This is a genomic window from Diaphorobacter sp. JS3051 (genome assembly GCF_015832135.1).
GTDB lineage: Bacteria > Pseudomonadota > Gammaproteobacteria > Burkholderiales > Burkholderiaceae_C > Diaphorobacter > Diaphorobacter nitroreducens.
In genome coordinates this window covers 2,445,212-2,466,131 of record NZ_CP065406.1, presented here as the reverse complement: position 1 = coordinate 2,466,131, position 20,920 = coordinate 2,445,212, and the positions used below count along the sequence as shown (strand labels likewise).

The 20,920-nt window shown below is 68.0% G+C and carries 20 protein-coding genes; 9 read left to right on the top strand and 11 right to left on the bottom strand.

All coding sequences use genetic code 11. The annotated features are described in order from the left end of the window. Window positions 1-83 precede the first annotated feature (83 nt). On the bottom strand, window positions 84-887 hold the full coding sequence (locus I3K84_RS11870) for an exodeoxyribonuclease III (protein ID WP_011803699.1): 804 nt from the start codon (window positions 885-887) through the stop codon (window positions 84-86). A 10-nt stretch (window positions 888-897) separates the two neighbouring features. Between I3K84_RS11870 and pyrE the strand changes: the two genes are divergently transcribed. Both pyrE and I3K84_RS11860 read left to right on the top strand, forming a co-directional pair. Continuing rightward, window positions 898-1,608 (top strand): orotate phosphoribosyltransferase, encoded by a 711-nt coding sequence (gene pyrE, locus I3K84_RS11865; RefSeq protein ID WP_196994565.1) that lies wholly within the window; start codon window positions 898-900, stop codon window positions 1,606-1,608. Window positions 1,609-1,673: 65 nt separating this feature from the next. After that, the gene (locus I3K84_RS11860; RefSeq protein ID WP_196994564.1) at window positions 1,674-2,357 is read left to right on the top strand and encodes a DUF4124 domain-containing protein; all 684 of its coding nucleotides are present in this window, start codon (window positions 1,674-1,676) and stop codon (window positions 2,355-2,357) included. A gap of 71 nt (window positions 2,358-2,428) precedes the next feature. Here I3K84_RS11860 and gatB read toward each other — a convergent pair whose 3' ends face one another. The 3 genes from gatB to gatC are packed head-to-tail and all read right to left on the bottom strand — an operon-like array spanning window position 2,429 to window position 5,701. Beyond that, window positions 2,429-3,886, bottom strand: coding sequence for an Asp-tRNA(Asn)/Glu-tRNA(Gln) amidotransferase subunit GatB (gene gatB, locus I3K84_RS11855; protein ID WP_011803702.1), 1,458 nt, complete (start codon window positions 3,884-3,886; stop codon window positions 2,429-2,431). A 2-nt stretch (window positions 3,887-3,888) separates the two neighbouring features. Beyond that, a complete protein-coding gene (gene gatA / locus I3K84_RS11850) occupies window positions 3,889-5,391 on the bottom strand; it encodes an Asp-tRNA(Asn)/Glu-tRNA(Gln) amidotransferase subunit GatA (protein ID WP_196994563.1) in 1,503 nt (500 codons plus the stop codon). A 10-nt stretch (window positions 5,392-5,401) separates the two neighbouring features. Continuing rightward, the gene (gene gatC, locus I3K84_RS11845; RefSeq protein ID WP_088887854.1) at window positions 5,402-5,701 is read right to left on the bottom strand and encodes an Asp-tRNA(Asn)/Glu-tRNA(Gln) amidotransferase subunit GatC; all 300 of its coding nucleotides are present in this window, start codon (window positions 5,699-5,701) and stop codon (window positions 5,402-5,404) included. 205 nt (window positions 5,702-5,906) lie between these two features. Between gatC and I3K84_RS11840 the strand changes: the two genes are divergently transcribed. From I3K84_RS11840 to mrdA, 4 genes are read left to right on the top strand one after another with little or no spacing between them, the layout of a single operon-like run. Beyond that, the gene (locus tag I3K84_RS11840; protein WP_172205440.1) at window positions 5,907-6,950 is read left to right on the top strand and encodes a rod shape-determining protein; all 1,044 of its coding nucleotides are present in this window, start codon (window positions 5,907-5,909) and stop codon (window positions 6,948-6,950) included. Window positions 6,951-6,979: 29 nt separating this feature from the next. Beyond that, a complete protein-coding gene (gene mreC / locus I3K84_RS11835; protein WP_196994562.1) occupies window positions 6,980-7,897 on the top strand; it encodes a rod shape-determining protein MreC in 918 nt (305 codons plus the stop codon). After that, on the top strand, window positions 7,894-8,415 hold the full coding sequence (gene mreD / locus I3K84_RS11830) for a rod shape-determining protein MreD (RefSeq protein ID WP_012655334.1): 522 nt from the start codon (window positions 7,894-7,896) through the stop codon (window positions 8,413-8,415). Before mreC ends, mreD begins: the two co-directional genes overlap by 4 nt. A 27-nt stretch (window positions 8,416-8,442) precedes the next feature. After that, complete coding sequence (mrdA, locus tag I3K84_RS11825; RefSeq protein ID WP_012655335.1) at window positions 8,443-10,383, top strand: penicillin-binding protein 2; 1,941 nt, start codon at window positions 8,443-8,445, stop codon at window positions 10,381-10,383. A 16-nt stretch (window positions 10,384-10,399) separates the two neighbouring features. Here the strand turns inward: mrdA and I3K84_RS11820 are convergent, their stop codons facing one another. The 7 genes from I3K84_RS11820 to I3K84_RS11790 all read right to left on the bottom strand — a co-directional run bounded on the left by I3K84_RS11820 (window position 10,400) and on the right by I3K84_RS11790 (window position 17,640). Further along, a complete protein-coding gene (locus tag I3K84_RS11820; protein WP_011803709.1) occupies window positions 10,400-11,299 on the bottom strand; it encodes a DMT family transporter in 900 nt (299 codons plus the stop codon). A gap of 132 nt (window positions 11,300-11,431) precedes the next feature. After that, window positions 11,432-12,184 (bottom strand): amino acid ABC transporter ATP-binding protein, encoded by a 753-nt coding sequence (locus I3K84_RS11815; RefSeq protein WP_196994561.1) that lies wholly within the window; start codon window positions 12,182-12,184, stop codon window positions 11,432-11,434. Then, window positions 12,181-12,963: an amino acid ABC transporter permease gene (locus tag I3K84_RS11810; protein ID WP_011803711.1), complete on the bottom strand. Its 783-nt coding sequence runs from the start codon at window positions 12,961-12,963 to the stop codon at window positions 12,181-12,183. The genes I3K84_RS11815 and I3K84_RS11810 overlap by 4 nt, the downstream gene beginning before the upstream one ends. A 39-nt stretch (window positions 12,964-13,002) precedes the next feature. Beyond that, the gene (locus I3K84_RS11805) at window positions 13,003-13,764 is read right to left on the bottom strand and encodes an ABC transporter substrate-binding protein (RefSeq protein WP_012655337.1); all 762 of its coding nucleotides are present in this window, start codon (window positions 13,762-13,764) and stop codon (window positions 13,003-13,005) included. A gap of 165 nt (window positions 13,765-13,929) precedes the next feature. After that, window positions 13,930-14,850, bottom strand: coding sequence for an arginase (rocF, locus tag I3K84_RS11800; RefSeq protein ID WP_196994560.1), 921 nt, complete (start codon window positions 14,848-14,850; stop codon window positions 13,930-13,932). Between the two features lie 37 nt (window positions 14,851-14,887). Then, the gene (locus I3K84_RS11795; RefSeq protein WP_012655339.1) at window positions 14,888-15,646 is read right to left on the bottom strand and encodes a TSUP family transporter; all 759 of its coding nucleotides are present in this window, start codon (window positions 15,644-15,646) and stop codon (window positions 14,888-14,890) included. A gap of 299 nt (window positions 15,647-15,945) precedes the next feature. Further along, window positions 15,946-17,640: a GMC family oxidoreductase gene (locus I3K84_RS11790; RefSeq protein ID WP_041835849.1), complete on the bottom strand. Its 1,695-nt coding sequence runs from the start codon at window positions 17,638-17,640 to the stop codon at window positions 15,946-15,948. A gap of 336 nt (window positions 17,641-17,976) precedes the next feature. Between I3K84_RS11790 and I3K84_RS11785 the strand changes: the two genes are divergently transcribed. Genes I3K84_RS11785 through I3K84_RS11775 form a run of 3 tightly spaced genes read left to right on the top strand, consistent with a single transcriptional unit; the run spans window position 17,977 to window position 20,917 of the window. After that, a complete protein-coding gene (locus I3K84_RS11785) occupies window positions 17,977-19,095 on the top strand; it encodes an ABC transporter permease (protein WP_123675269.1) in 1,119 nt (372 codons plus the stop codon). 2 nt (window positions 19,096-19,097) lie between these two features. Continuing rightward, window positions 19,098-19,940, top strand: coding sequence for an ABC transporter ATP-binding protein (locus I3K84_RS11780; protein WP_012655342.1), 843 nt, complete (start codon window positions 19,098-19,100; stop codon window positions 19,938-19,940). After that, window positions 19,940-20,917: an MlaD family protein gene (locus I3K84_RS11775; protein ID WP_196994559.1), complete on the top strand. Its 978-nt coding sequence runs from the start codon at window positions 19,940-19,942 to the stop codon at window positions 20,915-20,917. The genes I3K84_RS11780 and I3K84_RS11775 overlap by 1 nt, the downstream gene beginning before the upstream one ends. The last annotated feature ends 3 nt before the right edge of the window (window positions 20,918-20,920 follow it).

Below are 20,920 nucleotides of genomic sequence, written 5' to 3'. Positions count from 1 at the left end.
AGCTGTTCGCGCTGGATATGTAAGCTTTTCCATGCGAAAGCGCGTGGAAAACGCCGAACACCCGGCGCGAATAGCTCCTGAATTCAGAGCGACAGCTCGTACCCCACGGTGATGGGCGCGTGGTCGCTGAACTTCTGCGCCTTGTAGATTTCCTCGGTACGCGCGAGCGCCGCGATGGCGGGCGTCGCCAGGTGGTAGTCCAGGCGCCACCCCACGTTGTTGGCATAGGCCTGGCCGCGGTTGCTCCACCACGTGTAGCAAGCGTCCGTGGTCTCCGGCTGTAACTGACGGTAAACGTCCACCAGCCCGCCCGCGGGGTCAGAGATGTGCAACAACTTTGTCATCCAGGCGCGCTCCTCGGGTAAAAAGCCGCTGTTCTTCTGGTTGCTGCGCCAGTTCTTCAGGTCGATCTGCTGGTGGGCAATGTTGATGTCGCCGCACAGGATGAACTCCCGCTCGGCCTTCAGCCGCATGAGGTGCGGATGGAATTCCTCCAGGAAGCGGAACTTGGCCAACTGGCGCTCCTCGCCCGAGGAGCCGCTGGGGAAGTAGGCGCTGATGATGGACAGGCGCCGCGCGGGCGTGTCAAAGCGCAGTTCCACGTAGCGCCCCTCGGTGTCGAACTCGCTGGAGCCGTAGCCGATGACCACGTCGCTGGGCTCGTGGCGCGCATAGATGCCCACGCCGGAGTAGCCCTTCTTCACCGCAAAATGAAAGTAGCCCTTCAGGCCGGCCAGCTCCTCGAAACGCCCCTGCATGTCCGCAGACTGGGCCTTGATTTCCTGTACGCAAATACAATCCGGCCGGCTTTGGGCAATCCATGCCTCGACCCCTTTGGACGTGGCCGAGCGGATGCCGTTGAGGTTGAGACTGGTTAATTTGAACAAGGATGCATCCATGGTGACAGACAGCGCGCAGACGGTGGAACAAGGGGCGAGCCAAGCCCGCCTGGCGCAGGATTTCGTGCGGTTTGCTGTGGATTCAGGGGTGCTGCGCTTTGGTGAATTCAAGACCAAGGCAGGCCGCATGAGCCCGTATTTCTTCAACGCCGGTCTGTTCGACGACGGCGCCAAGCTCGGGCGGCTGGCGCAATTCTATGCACAAGCCCTGCTGGCCAGCGGCGTGGAGTTCGACATGGTCTTCGGCCCCGCCTACAAAGGCATTCCGCTGGCCGCCACGGTGGCCGTGGAGCTGGCGCGCCTGGGCAAGAACGTCCCCTTTGCCTACAACCGCAAAGAGGCCAAGGACCATGGCGAGGGCGGCACGCTGGTGGGCGCGCCGCTGCAGGGCAAGGTGCTCATCATCGACGACGTGATGAGCGCCGGCACCGCCGCGCGCGAGTCCATCGCGCTGATCCGCGCCGCGGGTGCCACGCCGCATGCCATTGCGATCGCCCTCGACCGCCAGGAGAAGGCCACCGAGAATGGACAGGACGTGGACCACAGCGCCGTGCAGTACGTGCGCCGTGAACTGGGCATGCAGGTTTGCGCTATCGCCAAGCTGGCAGACTTATTGCAATATCTATCGACAGGTGGCGGCGATGCGCAGATGCGCGAGCACCACGAGCGGGTGCTGGCCTATCGTCAGCGCTACGGCGTGAACGACTGAAAACAACGGCAGCGGCCAGGAGGGCGGGGGTTTTGAAAGCAGGCACACGACACGCGGGCTGGTTCATGGCAGGTATGGCCGCCGCAGCGCTGGGCCTATTGTCCCCGGTCGCCTGGGCGCAGCCGAAGCCGCCGCAAGAGGTCTATACCTGCATCGACAAAACCGGCAGGCGCATCACCGCCGACCGCCCCATCGCCGACTGCGTGGACCGTGAGCAGCGCATCCTGGACCACACCGGTGCCGAGCGGCGCCGCATCGGCCCCACGCTGACCGAACACGAGCGTGCCGCGTTGGAAGTGCAGCGCCGCAAGGAGGCGCAGGAGCGCGCGCGCATTGCCGAAGAGCGCCGCCGCGAGCGCGTGCTGATGGCGCGCTACCCCGACGAGGCGGCCCACCAGGTTGAGCGCGAGGCCGCCCTCGTGCAGGTGGACGAGGTCATGGCCGTAGCACGCAAGCGCATCCAGGAACTGCAGGTCGAGCGCAAGCGCATTGACGGCGAGATGGAGTTCTACCGCCGCGACCCGCTCAAGGCGCCGATGAAGCTGCAGCGCCAGATCGCCGAAAACGATGAGGCCGTGGCCGAGCAGCAGCGCTTTTTGACCGCGCAGGACCAGGAAAAGCGCCGCATCCACCAGCGCTTCGACGCCGAACTGGCCCAGCTGCGCCAGTTATGGGCGGCCCAGCGCGCGGCGGCGTCGCAACTGGTGCCGCCGCAGTCCACGCTCGTATCGCCCGGCGCCTCGCGCTGAGACGGCACACAAAAAGGCTCCAACGGGAGCCTTCTTTTTTGATAGCTGCCAGCGCTTGACTGGCCTGCGTTCTAGGCCAATTTGGCCTTCAGCAAGTCGTTGACCTGCTGGGGGTTCGCCTTGCCCTTGCTGGCCTTCATCACCTGGCCTACGAGGGCGTTGAAGGCCTTGTCCTTGCCGGCCTTGTACTGTTCCACGTTGGCGGCGTTGGCGGCAATCACCTCGTCGATGATCTTCTCCAGCGCGCCCGTATCGTTCATCTGCTTGAGGCCCTTGGCCTCGATCACGGCGTCCACGTCATGGCCTTCGCCGCTCCACAAGGCTTCGAATACCTGGCGAGCAGCGTTGTTGCTGATGGTGCCGTCGTTGATGCGGCCGATGAGCGCCGCCAGTTGGGCGCTGTTCACCTTGGCCTGCTCCACACCGATCTCCTCGGCATTCAGGCGGCGCGAGATCTCGCCCATCACCCAGTTGGAGGCGAGCTTGGGCTGGCCGCAGCCCTTGGCGGCGTCCTCGAAATAGGCCGCCATGGCCTGGCTCTGCGTGAGCGTGGTGGCGTCGTACTCGGGCAGGCCGTACTGCTGCACGAAACGCGCGGCCATCGCGCGCGGCAGCTCGGGCATCTGGGCCTTGATGTCATCGATCCAGGGCGCGGCGATGCGCAGCGGCGGCAGGTCGGGGTCGGGAAAGTAGCGGTAGTCGGCCGCGTCTTCCTTGGTGCGCATGGCGCGCGTCTCGCCCGTGTCGGGGTCGAACAGCACGGTGGCCTGCTGGATCGCGCGGCCATCCTCGATCTCCTCGATCTGCCAGCGGATCTCGTAGTCGATCGCCTGCTGCATGCTCTTGAAGCTGTTGAGGTTCTTGATCTCACGGCGCGTGCCCAGGGGCTGGCCGGGCTTGCGCACCGAGACGTTGGCGTCGCAGCGGAAGCTGCCTTCCTGCATGTTGCCGTCGCAGATGCCGATCCAGGTCACGATCTTGTGCAGTTCCTTGGCGTAGGCCACGGCTTCTTCGCTGCTGCGGATGTCGGGCTCGGTCACGATCTCCAGCAGCGGCGTGCCCGCGCGGTTCAGGTCGATGCCCGACTGGCCCCCTCCACCCAATGAGGAGTCCTCGTGCAGCGACTTGCCCGCGTCTTCCTCCAGGTGGGCGCGCACCAGGCGCACGGTCTTCTTCTCATCGCCCAGATAGAAGGAGACTTCGCCGCCTTGCACCACCGGGATCTCGAACTGGCTGATCTGGTAGCCCTTGGGCAGATCCGGGTAGAAGTAGTTCTTGCGCGCAAAAATGCTCTCTGGCGCAATGTGGGAGCCAAGGGCCAGTCCCAATTTGATAGCGCAGGCGACGGCCTCGCGGTTCATCACCGGCAGCGTGCCGGGCAGCGCCAGGTCCACAGCGCAGGCCTGGGTGTTGGGCTCGGCGCCAAAGGCGGTGCTGGCGCGGCTGAAGATCTTGCTGCGGGTGGCGAGCTGGGTGTGGGTCTCGAAGCCGATGACGACTTCGTAGCCCTGGATGAGTTTCGCGGTCATGGTCAGATGCCCTCCGGCGCACGGAGGTGGAAGTCGGTCGCCTGCTGCAGGCGGTGCGCGGCGTTCAGCAGGCGGCCCTCCTGGAAGTAGTTGCCGATGAGCTGCAGGCCCACGGGCATGCCGCCCGCGCCAAAGCCGGCGGGCACGCTCATGCCGGGCAGGCCGGCCAGCGATGCGGGCAGGGTGAAGATGTCGGCCAGGTAGTCGGCCAGCGGGTCGTTGCCGTGCTCGCCGAGCTTCCAGGCCACGCTGGGCGCCACGGGGCCGGCGATCAGGTCGCAATCCTTGAAGGCGTTCTGGAAGTCGTCCGCGATCATGCGGCGGATCTTCTGCGCCTGCAGGTAGTAGGCATCGTAGTAGCCGTGCGAGAGCACGTAGGTGCCGATCATGATGCGGCGCTTGACCTCGTCGCCGAAGCCTTCGGCGCGGGTCTTCTTGTACATGTCCACCAGATCGGCGTAGTCCTTGGCACGGTGGCCGAACTTCACGCCGTCAAAGCGCGAGAGGTTGGACGACGCCTCGGCCGGCGCAATGATGTAGTACACGGGGATCGACAGCTCCGTGCGCGGCAGGCTGATGGGCACCAGCTTGGCGCCGAGCTTCTCGTACTCCTTGAGTGCCGCATCGACGGCGGCGCGCACGTCGCCCGCCAGGCCGTCGCCGAAGAACTCGGCCGGGATGCCGATGCGCAGGCCGTCGATGGAGTCATTCAGCTGGGCGCTGAAATCCTCGGCCGGCACGTCCAGGCTGGTGGAGTCGCGGTCGGGGTCGGGGCCGCACATGGCCGACAGCAGCAGCGCGCAGTCCTCGGCCGAGCGGGCCATCGGGCCAGCCTGGTCCAGGCTGGAGGCGAAGGCGATCATGCCGTAGCGGCTGGCGCGGCCGTAGGTGGGCTTGATGCCGGTGACGCCGCAAAACGATGCCGGCTGGCGGATGGAACCGCCGGTGTCCGTGCCGGTGACGGCCGGCGCCAGGCGCGCGGCCACGGCCACGGCGCTGCCGCCCGAGGAGCCGCCGGGGATGCGGCTGGTGTCCCAGGGGTTGCGCACCGGTGCGGGGGCGTCGTAGCCCACGGGCGCCACGGCGGAGTTTTCGTTGGCCGAGCCCATGGCGAACTCGTCGCAGTTGAGCTTGCCCAGGGTTACGCAGCCGGCATCGGCCAGACGAGTGACCACGGTGGCGTCGAACGGCGACTGGTAACCGGCCAGCATTTTCGATCCGGCGGTGCTGGGGAAGTCGCGGGTGACGAAGATGTCCTTGTGCGCGATCGGCACGCCGGCCAGCGGGGCAGCCGTGCCGGCGGCGAGGGCCGCGTCCTGCGCGCGGGCCTGCGCCAGGGTGGCGTCCTCGTTCATGGCGACGTAGGCGCCCAGGTTCTGGTGCTGGCGTGCGCGGGCCAGGAAATGCTGCGCGGCCTCGACGGCCGAGACCTGTTTGCTGCGCAGTGCGCTGGTCAGCTGTGCGATGCCCAGGTCGTGGAGTTCGGAGGAGGGGGTGTTGCTCATGCTGTCGTCCTCACTCGATGACCTTGGGCACCAGGAACAGGCCGCGCTCGACGGCCGGCGCGCTGCGCTGGTTGGCCTCGCGCTGGTCGGGCTCGCTGGCCACGTCCTCGCGCAGGCGCAGCTGCACATCCTGCACCACCGCCACCGGGTGCGACAGGGGGGCGATGCCATGGGTATCCACAGCCTGCATCTTCTCGACGATGCCGAAAAAACCGTTGAGTTGCGTGAGCATGCGCTCACTTTCGCCGGGGCTCAGTTCGAGCCGGGCCAGATTGGCGATGCGGCCGATATCCTGGGGTGTCAGTGCCATAGGGAAGAGGGACGGGCGGAAACCAGATGTAAAGCGGCTTTCCGGGCTCCGCCAGGGGGAGTTATTCACAGGGGATGCGTTATTATCCCGGCTTTGCCGCTAGACCTCCATATTGCCGGTCATTGTGCGAAAAAAGCCAACAAACACCCCGTAATATCCGGCGACGGCAGGCCGACGTGCATGCCGTGCCTGAGAGGACCCCTGCATGTTCGGAGCTTTCCGTCGGTACTTCTCCACCGACCTGGCCATTGACCTTGGCACAGCCAACACCCTGATCTTCGCCCGCGACAAGGGCATCGTGCTCGACGAACCCTCCGTCGTCGCCATCCGCCACGAGGGCGGCCCGCATGGCAAGAAAGTGATCCAGGCCGTGGGCCACGAGGCCAAGGCCATGCTGGGCAAAGTGCCTGGCAACATCGACGCCATCCGCCCGATGAAGGACGGCGTGATTGCCGATTTCGTGATCACCGAGCAGATGATCAAGCAGTTCATCAAGATGGTGCATCCCCGCTCGGTGCTCACACCCAGCCCGCGCATCATCATCTGCGTGCCCTGCGGCTCCACCCAGGTGGAGCGCCGCGCCATCAAGGACGCGGCCGAAGCGGCCGGCGCCACCGCCGTGTATCTGATTGAAGAACCCATGGCCGCCGGCATCGGCGCGGGCCTGCCGGTATCCGAGGCCTCTGGCTCCATGGTGGTGGACATTGGCGGCGGCACCACCGAGGTCGGCGTGATCTCGCTGGGTGGCATGGTCTACAAGGGCAGCGTGCGCGTGGGTGGCGACAAGTTCGACGAATCCATCATCAATTACATCCGCCGCAACTACGGCATGCTGATCGGTGAGCCGACGGCCGAGGCCATCAAGAAGAACATCGGCTCTGCCTTCCCAGGCTCCGAGGTCAAGGAGATGGGGGTCAAGGGCCGCAACCTCTCCGAGGGCGTGCCGCGCAGCTTCACCATCTCGTCCAACGAGGTGCTGGAGGCCCTGACCGAGCCGCTCAACCAGATCGTCTCCGCCGTCAAGAACGCGCTGGAGCAGACCCCGCCGGAGCTGGGCGCCGACATTGCCGAGCGCGGCATGATGCTCACCGGCGGCGGCGCGCTGCTGCGCGACCTGGACCGTTTGCTGGCCGAGGAAACCGGCCTGCCCGTATTGGTGGCCGAGGAGCCCCTGACCTGCGTGGTGCGCGGCTGCGGCATCGCGCTGGAGCGCATGGACCGCCAGGGCAGCATCTTCACCAGCGACTGAGCCCGAACCGCGCCTGACGAGCTGTCCGCATGCCACTGGGAACCCTGGACCGTTCGGCGCCGACGCTGCTCAAGCAGGGGCCATCGCCGCTCTCCCGCCTCACCCTCTACAGCGCCCTGGCGCTGTTTTTGATGGTGGCGGACGCACGCTTTCACCTGACCGAGCCGCTGCGCAAGGCCGTCTCCACGGCGCTGTACCCGCTGCAATGGCTGATGCTGCAGCCGGTGGAATTCGCGGACAAGGGGGCTGGATACTTCCAGTCGCTGCAGGCCGCACAGCAGGGTGTGGACGACGCGCAGCGCACCATGGCGCAAATGGCGGTGCGTGCCGGCGAGGCCGAGCAGCTGCTGCGCGAGAACGCCGAGCTGCGCCAGTTGCTGGCACTGCGCGAGCGCCTGACCACCGAGGCCACAGCCGCGCAAGTGATTTATGACACGGCAGACCCCTATACGCGGCGTGTCATGGTGGACCGTGGGCAGCTGGCAGGCGTGGAGCCGGGCTCGCCGGTGATGGATGCCTCGGGGGTGCTGGGGCAGGTCACGCGCGTGTTCCCCATGCTCAGCGAAGTCACGCTGCTCATCGACCGCGATCAGGCCATTCCTGTGCTCAACCTGCGCACCGGTGCACGCAGCGTGGCCTACGGTGACCCGGTGGCCGGGCATGGCGGAGGCATGGAGCTGCGCTTCACGCCGGGCAATGCGGATGTGCAGGAAGGCGACCTGCTCACCACCAGCGGCGTGGACGGCCTGTACCCCGCGGGCCTGCCGGTTGCGCGCGTGCTGCGCGTGGAGCGGCGCGCCGACTCCGCCTTTGCGCGCATCTACTGCGCTCCCGTGGCGCAGATGTACGGAGCGCGCCATGTGATGGTGCTCAAGCCGGTGGTGGCCGACCTGCCACCGCGCCCCGAACCTGCGCCGGCGGCGCCCAAGCGCGGAGGCCGCAAATGATCATGCCCAAGGGCCAGCAGCTGCTGCTGCCCGTGAACCCGGTCTTCATCGCTGCCAGCCTGGTGGCCGCGCTGGCGCTGAACATGCTGCCACTGGGCCGCGTGGTCTGGACGCCCGACTGGGTCATGGTGCTGCTCGTGTTCTGGGGCATGCACCAGCCGCAGCGCGTGGGGCTGGGGGTGGCTTTCCTCATGGGGCTGTGCCTGGATGTGTACCAGTCTGCCCTGCTGGGCCAGCATGCGCTGGTGTACTGCCTGCTGATGTTCGGCGCGCAATACACGCACCGCCGGCTGCTGTGGTTCGGCCCGCTGCTGCAGGCGCTGCAACTGCTGCCGCTGTTCTTTGCGGCCCATGCGCTCGAACTGCTGCTGCGCGTAGCCATCGGCGGGGGCATCCTGCCGGGTTTCGAAGGCCTGGTGGCGCCGCTGCTGGAGGCCACCCTCTGGCCGCTGGCCAGCTGGGTGCTGCTGGCACCCCAGCGCCGCCCGCCCGACCGCGATGAAAACCGGCCGCTGTGAGCGCGCAGGGGTGAAGGGCCGCCGCGGATGACCGAACTGCGCAATGCCGAGGCCGATGTCTGGCACTTTCGCCTGCGCGTGTTCGTCGTGGGCGTGGTGGTGCTGCTGGCATTCCTGCTGATCGTCGCGCGCCTGGTGGTGCTGCAGGTGGTGCGCCACGAGGACCTCGCGGACCAGGCCGAGAGCAACCGCACGGCGGTCGTGCCCATCGTGCCCAACCGCGGCCTCATCCTGGACCGCAACGGCGTGGTGCTGGCCACCAACTACTCGGCATACACGCTGGAGATCACGCCCTCGCGGACCATGGACCTGGAGGCGACGATCGACGCGTTGGCCGAGGTCGTGGACATCCAGCCGCGCGACCGGCGCCGCTTCAAGCGTCTGCGCGAGGAGTCGCGCAGCTTCGACTCCCTGCCCATTCGCACACGGCTGTCGGACGAAGAGGTGGCGCGCTTTGCGGCGCAGCGCTACCGCTTCCCCGGCGTGGACATCAAGGCGCGGCTGTTTCGCAACTACCCGCTGGGCGAGGTGGCGAGCCACGCCATCGGCTACATCGGCCGCATCAACCAGCGCGAAAAGGAGCGCATCGAGGACTCGGACGATGCGGCCAACTACCGCGGCACGGACTACATCGGCAAGCTGGGGGTGGAGCAGAGCTTCGAATCCACGCTCCACGGCCAGACGGGGTTCGAGCGCATGGAGACCTCGGCCGGCGGGCATGCCGTGCGGCGCCTGAACAGCCACCCGGCGACGCCGGGCAACACGGTGATGCTGTCGCTGGACATCAAGCTGCAAAAGCTGATCGAAGATATGTTCGGCGAGCGCCGCGGCGCTCTGGTAGCGCTGGACCCGCGCAACGGCGAGGTGCTGGCGCTGGTGTCCAAACCCACGTTCGACCCCAACCTGTTCGTCGAGGGCATCGACCAGGAAAACTGGCAGGCGCTCAACGAGTCCATCAACAAGCCGCTGCTCAACCGCGCGCTGCGCGGCACCTACCCTCCCGGCTCCACCTACAAGCCCTTCATGGCGCTGGCCGCACTGGAGCTGGGCAAGCGCACGGCGGGGCAGGTGTTCAACGACCCGGGCTATTACAACTATGGCGGGCGCACCTTCCGCAGCCACGAAGGCGGCCTGGGCGGCGTGGACATGCACCGCGCCATCCAGTATTCGAGCAACACCTATTTCTATTCGCTGGCCGTGGAGATGGGTGTGGACGCCATCCACGACTTCATGAAGCCGCTGGGCTTCGGGCAGATCACCGGCATCGACCTCGGGGGCGAAGTGCGCGGCGTGCTGCCCAGCACCGAGTGGAAGCGCAACACCTACAAGCGCCCGGAGGCCAAGCGCTGGTACTCGGGCGAGACAGTGTCGCTGGGCATCGGCCAGGGCTACAACAACTTCACCATGCTGCAGCTGGCCGTGGCCGAGGCCACGCTGGCCAACGGCGGCACCCGCCACCGTCCGCACCTGATCAAGGCCGTGAAAGACCAGGTGGGCGGGCAGGTGACCGAGGTGCAGCAGCCCCCTGGCGAGCGCCTGGGCTACAACCCCAAGCATGTGGCGATCGTGAACAACGCGCTGATGGCCGTGAACCAGGCGGGCACGGGGCGGCGCGTGTTCGCGGGCGCGCCCTACACCTCGGCGGGCAAAACCGGTACGGCGCAGGCGGTGAGCCTGGGGCAGAACGTGCGGTACAACGCCAAGCTGCTGGAGGAGCACCAGCGCGACCATTCCCTGTTTGCCGCGTTCGCGCCCGTGGAGGAGCCCCGCATCGCCGTGGCCGTGATCGTGGAGAACGCGGGCTTTGGCGCGGCGGCGGCGGCGCCCATCGTGCGCCGCGTGTTCGACTACTGGCTGCTGGGCCAGTACCCGAGCGAGCAAGACCTGGCGGCCGTCTCCAAGGGGCAGGCCGGTGCTCCCATGGGCACGCCGCGCAACGTGGCGGACGTGCCGCTCGCGATGCCCTGAGGGCTCTTGCGCCCGATCAGGGGGTCGAAGGACGCGCCAGTGCGCGCGGCGGCGGCAACTGGCTCACCACCAGGGCGGCCACGATCAGCGCCGCGCCTGCCAGGCCGGCCGCGCCCAGGCGCTCGCCGATCAGCACCCAGGCCGTGGCGGCGGCAAACACCGGCTCCAGCCCGAAGACGATGGCGCTGCGCATGGCATCCACGCGCTGCTGGCCCCAGGCCTGCAGCGTCACCACCAGCACGCTGGCCACCACGCCCAGGTAGGCCAGCGCCGTCAGCGCGTGCGCCGGCAGGTCCGCAAGGGCCTGCAGCGTCGTGGCGACCTCGCCATGGCGCGCGAGCAGCAGCACGCTGGCCGCGGCGAACATCACCAGCGCCTGCACCGCCGCCATGCGTGTGGCGCGCAGCGGCTGGGCCGCGGTGCGGCGCGCGCATTCCTCCAGCGTGAGGATGTAGATGGCATAGAACAGCGTGCTGGCGAGCGTCAGCGTGTCGCCCAGGTTCCAGGGCTCGTTCTCGTGGAACATCAGCACCATGCCGGCCAACGCCATGGCGCAGGCCGCCCACAGCGCGGCGCCATAGCGCCGGCCCAGCACGGCCATGGCCAACAGCGGCACCACCAGCACGTTCAGCCCGGTGACGAACGCATTGCGGTTGCTGCTGGTGCGCGCCAGCCCCTCGATTTGCAGCCAGAACGCGAGGAACAGCAGGGCGCCCAGCAGCAGACCCCAGCGCAGTTCCGTGCGCCGCAGACCGCGCCACAGCGGCGCCAGGACCAGCAGCGCAATCGCGAAGCGGGCCCAGATGATCTGCAGCGCATCCAGGTGCGCGGACATCATCTTCATCGCAGGGAAGGTGGTGCCCCAGACGGCGACCACCAGCAGGAGGGCCAGCAGGCCCTGGCGTTCGGAACGCATGGCTTCTTCAAAAATGAGAGCTGATGGCGCTTGTTTCAAAAGGATTTCGATATGTTTTCATGTCGAAACCCAAGTACATCAAGCGCTGGCAGCTATGGTTTTATAAGCGGCCGCACCGTGCCGCCCGGCGGGTCAGTGGCTCATGCGCCCGATGAAGGAGCGGATGCGGTCGTTGGCCGGGTGGGAGAAGAACTCGGCCGGCGGCGCATCGTGGGCAATGCAGCCCTGGTCGAAGAACATCACGCGGTCGGCCACCTCGCGCGCAAAGCCCATCTCGTGCGTGACCACGATCATCGTCATGCCGCCGCGCGCCAGCTCGCGCATCACGTCCAGCACCTCCTGCACCATCTCGGGATCAAGGGCACTGGTGGGCTCGTCGAACAGCATCACCTTCGGCGCCATGGCCAGCGCGCGCGCAATCGCCACGCGCTGCTGCTGGCCGCCCGACAACTGCCAGGGGTACTTGTGCGCATGGTCCTGCATGCCCACGCGCTTGAGCAGGGCCATGGCCTTGTCGTTGGCCTCGCGGCGCGACGTGTGGCGGATGCGGCGCGGCGCCAGCGTCACGTTGTCCAGCACCGTCATGTGGCCGAACAGGTTGAACTGCTGGAACACCATGCCCACCTCGCTGCGCTGCAGCTGCAGCGTGCGCGGGTCGTCGGTGACCTCCACGCCGTCGATGGTGATGCTGCCGCTGTCGTGCGGCTCCAGGCGGTTGATGGCGCGCAGCAGCGTGGACTTGCCCGAGCCCGAGGCGCCGATGATCACGGTGACCTCGCCCGTGCGGAACACGGTGGACACGCCCTTGAGCACCTCGTGGCTGCCGAAGGCCTTGCGCACGTCCTTGCACACGATGTAGGGATTGGCGGAAGCGGCGTGGCTCATTTCACACGCCCTTCGACGTCAAAGCGGTACTCGATGGCATGCGTGACCTGCGTCACCAGCGTGGTCAGGATCAGGTAGGTGATGGCCACCGTGGTCAGCGTGGCCACGGGCTGGAAGGTGGCGGACTGGATGCGGTTGCCCACGTTGGTCAGCTCCACCACGCCGATGGCGTAGGCGAGCGACGAGTCCTTGAGCAGCGCCACGAAGTTGCTCACCAGCGGCGGCAGCGCGATCTTGAAGGCCTGGGGGAACACGACGTCGAAGAACACGTGCGTGCGCGACAGGCCGAGTGCGCGCGCGGCCTCGGTCTGCCCACGCGGCACGGCCAGCAGGCCGGCGCGGATGGCCTCGGCGTTGTAGGCGCCCACGTTCAGGCCCAGCGCCACCACGGCGGCGGCGAAGTCGGGCAGGTTCAGGCCCGGCACCAGCACGGGCAGCGCGAAGTACACGAACAGGATCTGCACCAGCAGCGGCGTGCCGCGGATCGCCCAGATGTAGAAGCTGGCCACCCAGCGCAGCCAGGCCAGGCGCGAGGTGCGCGCCAGCGCCGCGGCGGTGCCCAGCAGCAGGCCCACGGTGCCGCTGACCAGCGTCAGGTACAGCGTGGTGAGCGCGCCTTCGGAGAAGAGCTCCGCGTTGGAGCCGATGGGCTCAGGAAAGAAGGAGAGGAACTGGCCGAGCAGGGCGAGGACCAGCGCCATCAACACCAAAGCCGCCACCAGCGTTGCATTGCTGCGCTGGGTGCGGCTCCAGTGTGCGGGCCAGAGAGCGAGAAGCATGGGCAAAGCGGGCCGGACCCGCAGGCCCGGCGCAGTCGGTTACTTGCAGGTGACGTCTTCTTGGAAGTACTTCTGGGAGATCTTGCCCACAGTGCCGTCGGCGATCGCTTCCTTCAGCGCCTTGTTCCAGGCGTCGGCCAGGCCCTGGTTGCCCTTGGAGACGGCGGAGGCCACCTGCTCAACGAACAGCATGTCGCCCGTGCGGAAGCCCGCCTTGGGCGCCTTGGCCAGCATTTCCTTGGCCACGAAGCGGTCGGTCACCCAGGCGTCCACGCGCTTGGAAGCCAGGGCGTTGCGCGCGGCTTCGTCGGTGGGGAAGTTCTTCACGTCCTTCACGCCGGGCACCTTCTTCACGGCGTCCAGATAGGTCGTGCCGGTCTGCACGGCCACCACCTTGCCATTCAGGTCTGCGGCCTTGGCCACCTCGGGCTTCATCGACACGATGATGCCGCCCGAGCAGTAGTGCGGCAGCGTGAAGGTCACGGCCTTGGAGCGCTCGTCGGTGATGGCGTGCGAGGCGATCACCAGGTCCCAGCGGTCCTGGGCCAGGCCGGTCAGCAGCGCGTCGAAGCCGACGGTCTTCCACTCGTACTTCAGGCCCATCTTCTTGACCACGGCCTCGGCCACTTCGATCTCGTAGCCCGTGAGCTGCTTGCCCTTGAAGAAGTTGAACGGCGCGTACTGCCCCTCGGAGCCGAGGATGATGGTGCCGCTCTTCTGGATTTCTTCCAGGGGACGCGCCTGCACGACAACGGCGGCGCACAGCGCCACAGCAGTGGCCAGGGTCTTGAACATCTTCATAGGGAGTTCCTGCTTGCTTCAGGTACAAAAAATCCGGCATTGCGGATCACAAGCCGGAAACCAACGCCTGCGCAAGAAGCCCGGGTAAGGGCGGCGTCACGAGGCGGTCACATTATAGAGAGCGGCCCCTGGGGCGCCGCATTGACGCAAACCCGGGGGCCAGGGTCATTGCGGGCGCATCAGCGTGGACTTGCCGAACAGGCTCTCCAGCAGGTCCACGGCCAGCTCGGCCGTCTGGTTGCGCACGTCCAGCGCAGGGTTCAGCTCCACCAGGTCCGCCGAGCCGAGCGCGCCGCAGTCGGCCAGCATCTCCATGCACAGCTGGGTCTCGCGGTAGGTCGGGCCGCCGCGCACGCCGGTGCCGACGCCCGGGGCCACCGACGGGTCCAGGCAATCCATATCGAAGCTCACGTGCAGGTGCGTGTCCTGGTCCACGTCGGCCAGCGCGGCCTGCATCACCGCGCGCATGCCCAGCTCGTCGATGGTGCGCATGTCGTACACCTCGATGCCATGGTCGTTGACGAAGCGCTTCTCGGTGGCGTCCACGCTGCGCACGCCGATCAGCGTGATCTGCCCGGGCTGCAGCGCCGGTGGCGCCTCGGGGCCGGCCAGGCGCGTGAGCTGTGCCGGGCCGTGGCCCAGCAGGCACGCCACAGGCATGCCGTGCAGGTTGCCGCTGGGGGAGGACTCGGGGGTGTTGGCGTCCGCGTGCGCGTCGAACCACAGCACCTTCAGCCGCCGCCCGCGCGCGCGGCAGTGCTGCGCCACGGCGCTGATGGAGCCGATGGCCAGGCAGTGGTCGCCGCCCATGAGCAGCGGCAGCTGGCCCGCCTGCAGCGCAGCGTGCGTGGCTTCGTACACCGCCCGGTTCCAGGCCGCGACCTCGGCCAGATGGCGAAAGCCGCTGGCGGGCTCGGCCTGCGGATTGCCGGGGCCGGCCAGGTTGCCCTGGTCGCGCACGTCGAAGCCGCGTGCCTGCATGGCCCGCGCGATGCCCGCGATGCGCAGCGCGTCGGGGCCCATGCTGGCGCCCAGCACGCTGGCGCCCACGTCGGTGGGGGCGCCGATCAGGGTCAGGGTCGTCATCGGGTCTCTCCTTGCCAGTGAATGCGGGTGGATCGGGTCAGCGCAGGAACGCGTCGTAGCCGGTCTTCAGGATCAGCATGCCCACCACCAGGATGAAGATGCCGCGCACGAAGCCCGCGCCGTGCTTCAGCGCCAGGTGGGCGCCGAGCAGGCTGCCCACCACGTTGGCCACGGCCAGTGGCAGCGCGAAGTGCCACCAGACATGGCCCTTGGCCGTGAACAGGATCAGCGCGGCCACGTTGGTGGCGAGGTTCAGCAGCTTGGCGGACACCGACGCGTTCAGGAAATCGTAGCCCAGCACGCGCACGAAGAGAAACACGAAGAAACTGCCCGTGCCGGGGCCGAAGAAGCCGTCGTAGAAACCGATGGTCACGCCGATGGCGCAGGCCGCCAGGGTTTCACGCCCTGCAGCCAGGCGCGGCGCGTGGTGGCGCCCCAGGTCCTTGCGCGCCAGGGTGTAGATCAGCAGCGCCACCAGCACCAGCGGCAGCAGCTTGCGCAGGAAATCGGCGGAAATCAGCGTCACCACCCAGGCGCCGGCGAACGCGCCGACGAATCCCGCGAGCGCCGCCGGCAGCATGGCACGCCAGCGCATCTGCACGCGGCGGCTGTACTGCCAGGTGGCGATGCCCGTGCCCCAGATGGCGGCACTCTTGTTGGTGCCCATCAGCGTGGCCGGCGGCGCGGTGGGAAACGTGGCGAACAGGGCGGGCAGCAGGATCAGGCCGCCCCCGCCGACGATTGCGTCCACGAAGCCGGCCAGCAGCGAGGCCAGCGAGACGATGATCCATTCCATGGGCGCGATTGTCGCACCGCTACCGCTACGGAATCAGTAGCTGCTTGCGCCCAACCTGCGGGCGCTGGGGCCACTTTTGCTGAAAGTCTTGACAAATAAAAAGGCACCCGGGTTGCGGGTGCCTTGTGAAGGGGCATCTCGTTGCGGATGCCTGATTGGATGGTTGATGTTCTTGTGTTAGGGCTGTTGTCTCCTCGGTCCCCTCGGTTGGCGTGCCGAGGCGCGCTTCGAGTGCATGGACTGTAATAAAACGCACCCCGGTGGTGCATTGGTGGTTTCCCGCACCTGCTGCCACTGGTTCAAACTGGGGCACGCGCCTCGCTGCGAATCCATTGGGCGGCCATCTCGGCCATCATCAGCGTGGGTGCATTGGTATTGCCGCTGGTGATGGTGGGCATGGCGCCCGCGTCCACCACGCGCAGGCCGGCCACCACGCCGCCGCGGCCGTCGCGCACGCGCAGGCGCGCATCCAGCACGGCCTGCGGGTCGTCCAGCCGGCCCATGCGCGTAGTGCCCACGGGGTGGAAGATGGTGGTGGCGATATCGCCCGCCAGCCGGGCGAGGTCTTCGTCGCTCTGGTACTGCGGGCCGGGCTTGTATTCCTCGGGCTGGTAGGGAGCCAGCGCGGGCTGGGCCACGATGCGGCGCGTGACGCGCAGGCTGTCGGCGGCCACCTGGCGGTCCTCGGGTGTGGACAGGTAGTTGGGAGCGATGGCCGGCGCGGTGCGGAAGTCCGGGCTCTTGATTTGGATGGTTCCGCGGCTGGTGGGGTTCAGGTTGCACACGCTGGCCGTGAAGGCCGGGAAGCGGTGCAGCGGCTCGCCGAAGGCCTCCAGCGACAGGGGCTGCACGTGGTACTCAAGGTTGGGGTGCGGCAGGTCCGGCTGGCTGCGTGTGAAGGCGCCCAGTTGCGACGGTGCCATGCTCATCGGGCCGCTGCGCTTGAAGGCGTATTCCAGGCCGATCCTGGCCTTGCCCAGCAGGTTGCCCGCCAGCATGTTCAGTGTGGGCACGCCCTGCACCTTGTACACGGCGCGGATCTGCAGGTGGTCCTGCAGGTTGGCGCCCACGCCGGGCAGGTCGGCCTGTATGTCGATACCGTGCCGCTGCAGCAACGCGCCGGGGCCGATGCCCGAGAGCTGCAGAATCTGTGGCGAGTTCACCGCGCCGGCGCTCAGGATCACCTCCTGCTGCGCGTGGGCCGTGACCATTTCCTCGCCGGTCCACACCTGCACGCCGGTGCAGCGCAGGCTGCCGTCCGGCTGACGGTCCAGTACCAGGCGCGTCACCTGGGCCGAGGTCCACATCTCGAAATTGGGCCGCCCGTAGCAGGTGGGGCGCAGGAAGGCCTTGGCCGTGTTCCAGCGCCAGCCGTTCTTCTGGTTGACCTCGAAATAGCCCACGCCCTCGTTGGTGCCGCGGTTGAAGTCGTCGGTGGCGGGAATGCCGGCCTGCTGCGCGGCCTGGGCGAAGGCGTCGAGGATGTCCCAGCGCAGGCGTTGCTTTTCCACGCGCCACTCGCCCGAGCTGCCCGTGGACTTGCTGCCGTGCAGGCGCTTGAAGTTCTCGTTCACGCCCTCGGGCTGGTCCAGGCGCCAGTGGTCCTCGTGGCGGCGAAAGGCGGGCAGCACGTTGTCCCAGCGCCAGGCGTCGTCGCCCGTGATCTGGGCCCACTGGTCGTAGTCGCGCGCCTGGCCACGCATGTAGATCATGCCGTTGATGCTGCTGCAGCCGCCCAGCACCTTGCCGCGCGGGTAGCGCAGGCTGCGGCCGTTCAGGCCGGTGTCGGCCTCGGTGTGATAGAGCCAGTCGGTGCGCGGGTTGCCGATGCAATACAGGTAGCCCACGGGAATGTGGATCCAGTGGTAGTCGTCCCTGCGGCCGGCCTCCACGAGCAGCACACGGTTCTTGGGGTCTGCGCTGAGCCGGTTGGCCAGCAGGGCGCCGGCGGTGCCGCCGCCGATGATGATGTAGTCGAAAGTGGTGTCGCTCATGGATGCCGATCGCACGTCAGGGAAGGAGCGCAACGCGCCAGCGCCGGGGCTGCCGCAGTGCAGCAATCGATTGTGCGATTCGGCACTCGGGTGTCGAGAGGGAAACCCCGCTGCGCTACGCTTTTTGATAGTGGCAGCGCGCGCTGCGGGTGCGTCACGACCGGTTTTTGATGTTTTTTCAAGCGCCGGCGGGCCTCGCTTTTGCCACGCGCCAATTCTGTGGAATGATGCGCCGCGTCAGCCCCGTGCGCGGCGCGGCCGCCGGAATATGCAAAACTGCGGGTGCCGCCAGTGGCGCCGGCGCCAGCCGGTCGCCCGGCCTCTTTCCCGACCACCATGCCCGTCACCCACCCTCCATCGGTCGTGCAGGACCACGCTGCCAGGCCCCTTGCCCAGCCGCAGGGCGAGTGGGTGGCCGCGGCCTTTGCCGACCGCCGGGCCTGGCGGCGGGTGGCGGCGCAGCTCAAGGAGTGCGGTCCCGGCGTTGCCTGGAGCCTGCAAGGCGTGCAGCGTCTGGACCACGTGGGCGCGCAGATCCTGTGGAACCACTGGGGCCGCGCCTGGCCCGAGCAGCTGGAACTGACCGAGAACCAGCGTGAGATGCTGGAGCGCGTGGCGCAGTACACCACCCCCTGCGAGCCCCCTGCGCCTTGGCGCCTGGGCGACCAGGTGGACCGCCTGGGCGTGCTGGTGCTGCACGCGCTGGACCATGTGCGCCATCTGGTGATATTGGTGGGCCAGCTGGTGCTGGACGTGCTGCGCCTGCTGCGCAACCCGCGGCGCGGGCCCTGGCGCGACATCTCGGGCCACCTGTACCGCATGGGCGCCACGGCGCTGCCCATTACGGCGCTGGTGGGCTTCCTGATCGGCGTGGTGCTGGCCTATCTCATGTCGCTGCAGTTGCGGCAGTTCGGCGCCGAAGCGTTTATCGTGAACATCCTGGGCATCTCGCTGATTCGTGAGCTGGGGCCCATGCTGGGCGCCATCCTCGTGGCGGGGCGATCGGGCTCGGCCATCACCGCGCAGATCGGCGTGATGCGCGTCACCGAGGAGCTGGACGCCATGCGCGTCATGGGCATACCGCACGGTTTTCGCCTGGTGATGCCGCGCGCGCTGGCGCTGGCGCTGGCCATGCCGCTGGTGGCCCTGTGGACCACGCTGGCGGCGCTGGCGGGCGGCATGCTGGCTGCGGACCTGACCATGGGCATCTCGTCGGCCTACTTCGCGCAGGCCCTGCCTGCCGCCGTGAATGTGTCCAACCTGTGGCTGGCGATGTCCAAGTCGGTGGTGTTCGGCGTGTTCATCGCGCTCATCGGCTGCCACTGGGGGCTGCGCGTCAAGCCCAACACCCAGAGCCTGGGCGAAGGCACCACCGCCTCGGTGGTGAGCGCCATCACCATGGTGATCATCGTGGACGCGCTGTTCGCCGTCGCCTTCAAGAACGTGGGTTTCTAGCCATGGATGCCACCCGCCCCGCCGCAGACGCCGACACCCGGGCCGTGGTTGAGCCGCCGGTGGTGGACATCCGCGGCCTGGCCACGGTGTTCGGCCGGGGTGACGAAGCCTTCACGGTGCACGACGACCTGCAGCTCACCGTGCAGCGCGGCGAGATCCTCTCGCTCGTGGGAGGCTCGGGCACCGGCAAGACGGTGTTGCTGCGCCACATCCTGGGGCTCACGCGGCCCACACGCGGCAGTGTGGAGGTGCTGGGCCGCTCGGCGGCTGAGCTGGTCGGCGGCGAGCGCGCCAGCAGCCGCGTGGGCATGCTGTTCCAGCACGGGGCGCTGTTCTCGGCCTTCAACGTGCTGGACAACATTGCTTTCGCGCTGCGCGAGCTGGGCACGCTGCCACCCGCGCTGGTCAACGACGCGGCCATGGTCAAGCTGCGCCTGGCGGGGCTCAAGCCCGAGCACGCCACGCGCATGCCGGCGGACCTCTCGGGCGGCATGATCAAGCGCGTGGCCCTGGCGCGCGCGCTCATCATGGACCCGCCGCTGCTGCTGCTGGACGAGCCCACGGCGGGGCTGGACCCGAGCAGTTCCGACGAGTTCTGCGCGCTGCTGCGCGAGCTGCATGCGGCGCTGGGCCTCACGGTGATCATGGTCACGCACGACCTGGATACCCTGTACGCCCTGTCCACGCGCGTGGCCGTGCTGGCCGACCGGCGCGTCATCGTCACCGGCACGCCGCAGGAGGTCGCGCGCTTCGACCATCCCTTCATTCACCACTTTTTTCTCGGAGAACGCGGCCGCCGTGCCATGGCCCAGCCGCCCGCCGCCTCTTCGTCCAAGGAAGCCTGATGGAAAACAAGTCCCATGCCCTGGCCGCAGGCATTTTCGTGATCGCCGTGGCGGCGCTGCTGGCCGGCCTCGGCATGTGGCTCACGCGCGACCAGACCGATTACCAGCTCTACGAGTTGTCCAGCAAGGACAGCGTGAGCGGCCTGCAGCCCCAGGCAGCCGTGCGCTACAAGGGCGTGGCCGTAGGCAAGGTCACGCACATCGGTTTTGACCCGCAGGTCTCGGGCAACGTGCTGATCCGTATCGCCGTGAATGCGGACGCGCCCATCAGCCCCACCACCTTCGCCACGCTGGGCTACCAGGGCGTGACGGGCCTGGCTCATGTGCAGCTGGACGACGCGGAGGCGCCGCTGCCCGCGCCGCCGCCGGGCGCCAGCGGGCTGCCGCGCCTGCCGCTGCACAGCTCCTCGTTCAGCCAACTGGCCGAGCAGGGCCCGGCCATCCTGGGCCAGGTGCAGGAGGCCACGCAGCGCATCAACACCCTGCTGGGCGACGAGAACCAGCAGCGCTTTTCCACGGCACTGAAGCAGTTGGGCGACGCGGCGGGCAGCATCGACCAGCTCGCGCGCCGCCTGGACAACACCGTGACCACCCGGCTGGACCCTGCGCTGGCGGGCGTGCCGCCGCTGGTGCAGGACACGCAGCAGACCCTGCAGGCGCTGCGCCAGGCGGGCAGCAGCGCGGCCACGGCCGCCAACGACGTCAGCCATGCCATCCGCACGCTGCAGGCCGAGGGCGGCGCGCTCGACGAGATCGCCGCGGGCGCCAAGTCGCTGGCCGGCGCGGCCGACCGCTTCGGCCGTGTCACGCTGCCGCGCATCAACCATGCGGCCGACGAGACCGCGCGCGCCGCACGCCGCCTGGGCCGCACGGCCTCGGGCATCAACGACAACCCGCAGTCGCTCATCTATGGACCAGGCCGCTCGGCCGCGGGGCCCGGCGAGCCTGGTTTCGCCGCTCCCGCAGCGCAGCCCTGACGC

Excerpts from the sequence above, each read along its gene's own strand:
- pyrE (WP_196994565.1), top strand. The coding sequence starts at position 898 with ATGGTGACAGACAGCGCGCAGACGGTGGAACAAGGGGCGAGCCAAGCC.
- I3K84_RS11860 (WP_196994564.1), top strand. The coding sequence starts at position 1,674 with ATGGCAGGTATGGCCGCCGCAGCGCTGGGCCTATTGTCCCCGGTCGCC.
- gatB (WP_011803702.1), bottom strand. The coding sequence starts at position 3,886 with ATGACCGCGAAACTCATCCAGGGCTACGAAGTCGTCATCGGCTTCGAG.
- gatA (WP_196994563.1), bottom strand. The coding sequence starts at position 5,391 with ATGAGCAACACCCCCTCCTCCGAACTCCACGACCTGGGCATCGCACAG.
- gatC (WP_088887854.1), bottom strand. The coding sequence starts at position 5,701 with ATGGCACTGACACCCCAGGATATCGGCCGCATCGCCAATCTGGCCCGG.
- I3K84_RS11840 (WP_172205440.1), top strand. The coding sequence starts at position 5,907 with ATGTTCGGAGCTTTCCGTCGGTACTTCTCCACCGACCTGGCCATTGAC.
- mreC (WP_196994562.1), top strand. The coding sequence starts at position 6,980 with ATGCCACTGGGAACCCTGGACCGTTCGGCGCCGACGCTGCTCAAGCAG.
- mreD (WP_012655334.1), top strand. The coding sequence starts at position 7,894 with ATGATCATGCCCAAGGGCCAGCAGCTGCTGCTGCCCGTGAACCCGGTC.
- mrdA (WP_012655335.1), top strand. The coding sequence starts at position 8,443 with ATGACCGAACTGCGCAATGCCGAGGCCGATGTCTGGCACTTTCGCCTG.
- I3K84_RS11820 (WP_011803709.1), bottom strand. The coding sequence starts at position 11,299 with ATGCGTTCCGAACGCCAGGGCCTGCTGGCCCTCCTGCTGGTGGTCGCC.
- I3K84_RS11815 (WP_196994561.1), bottom strand. The coding sequence starts at position 12,184 with ATGAGCCACGCCGCTTCCGCCAATCCCTACATCGTGTGCAAGGACGTG.
- I3K84_RS11810 (WP_011803711.1), bottom strand. The coding sequence starts at position 12,963 with ATGCTTCTCGCTCTCTGGCCCGCACACTGGAGCCGCACCCAGCGCAGC.
- I3K84_RS11805 (WP_012655337.1), bottom strand. The coding sequence starts at position 13,764 with ATGAAGATGTTCAAGACCCTGGCCACTGCTGTGGCGCTGTGCGCCGCC.
- rocF (WP_196994560.1), bottom strand. The coding sequence starts at position 14,850 with ATGACGACCCTGACCCTGATCGGCGCCCCCACCGACGTGGGCGCCAGC.
- I3K84_RS11795 (WP_012655339.1), bottom strand. The coding sequence starts at position 15,646 with ATGGAATGGATCATCGTCTCGCTGGCCTCGCTGCTGGCCGGCTTCGTG.
- I3K84_RS11790 (WP_041835849.1), bottom strand. The coding sequence starts at position 17,640 with ATGAGCGACACCACTTTCGACTACATCATCATCGGCGGCGGCACCGCC.
- I3K84_RS11785 (WP_123675269.1), top strand. The coding sequence starts at position 17,977 with ATGCCCGTCACCCACCCTCCATCGGTCGTGCAGGACCACGCTGCCAGG.
- I3K84_RS11780 (WP_012655342.1), top strand. The coding sequence starts at position 19,098 with ATGGATGCCACCCGCCCCGCCGCAGACGCCGACACCCGGGCCGTGGTT.
- I3K84_RS11775 (WP_196994559.1), top strand. The coding sequence starts at position 19,940 with ATGGAAAACAAGTCCCATGCCCTGGCCGCAGGCATTTTCGTGATCGCC.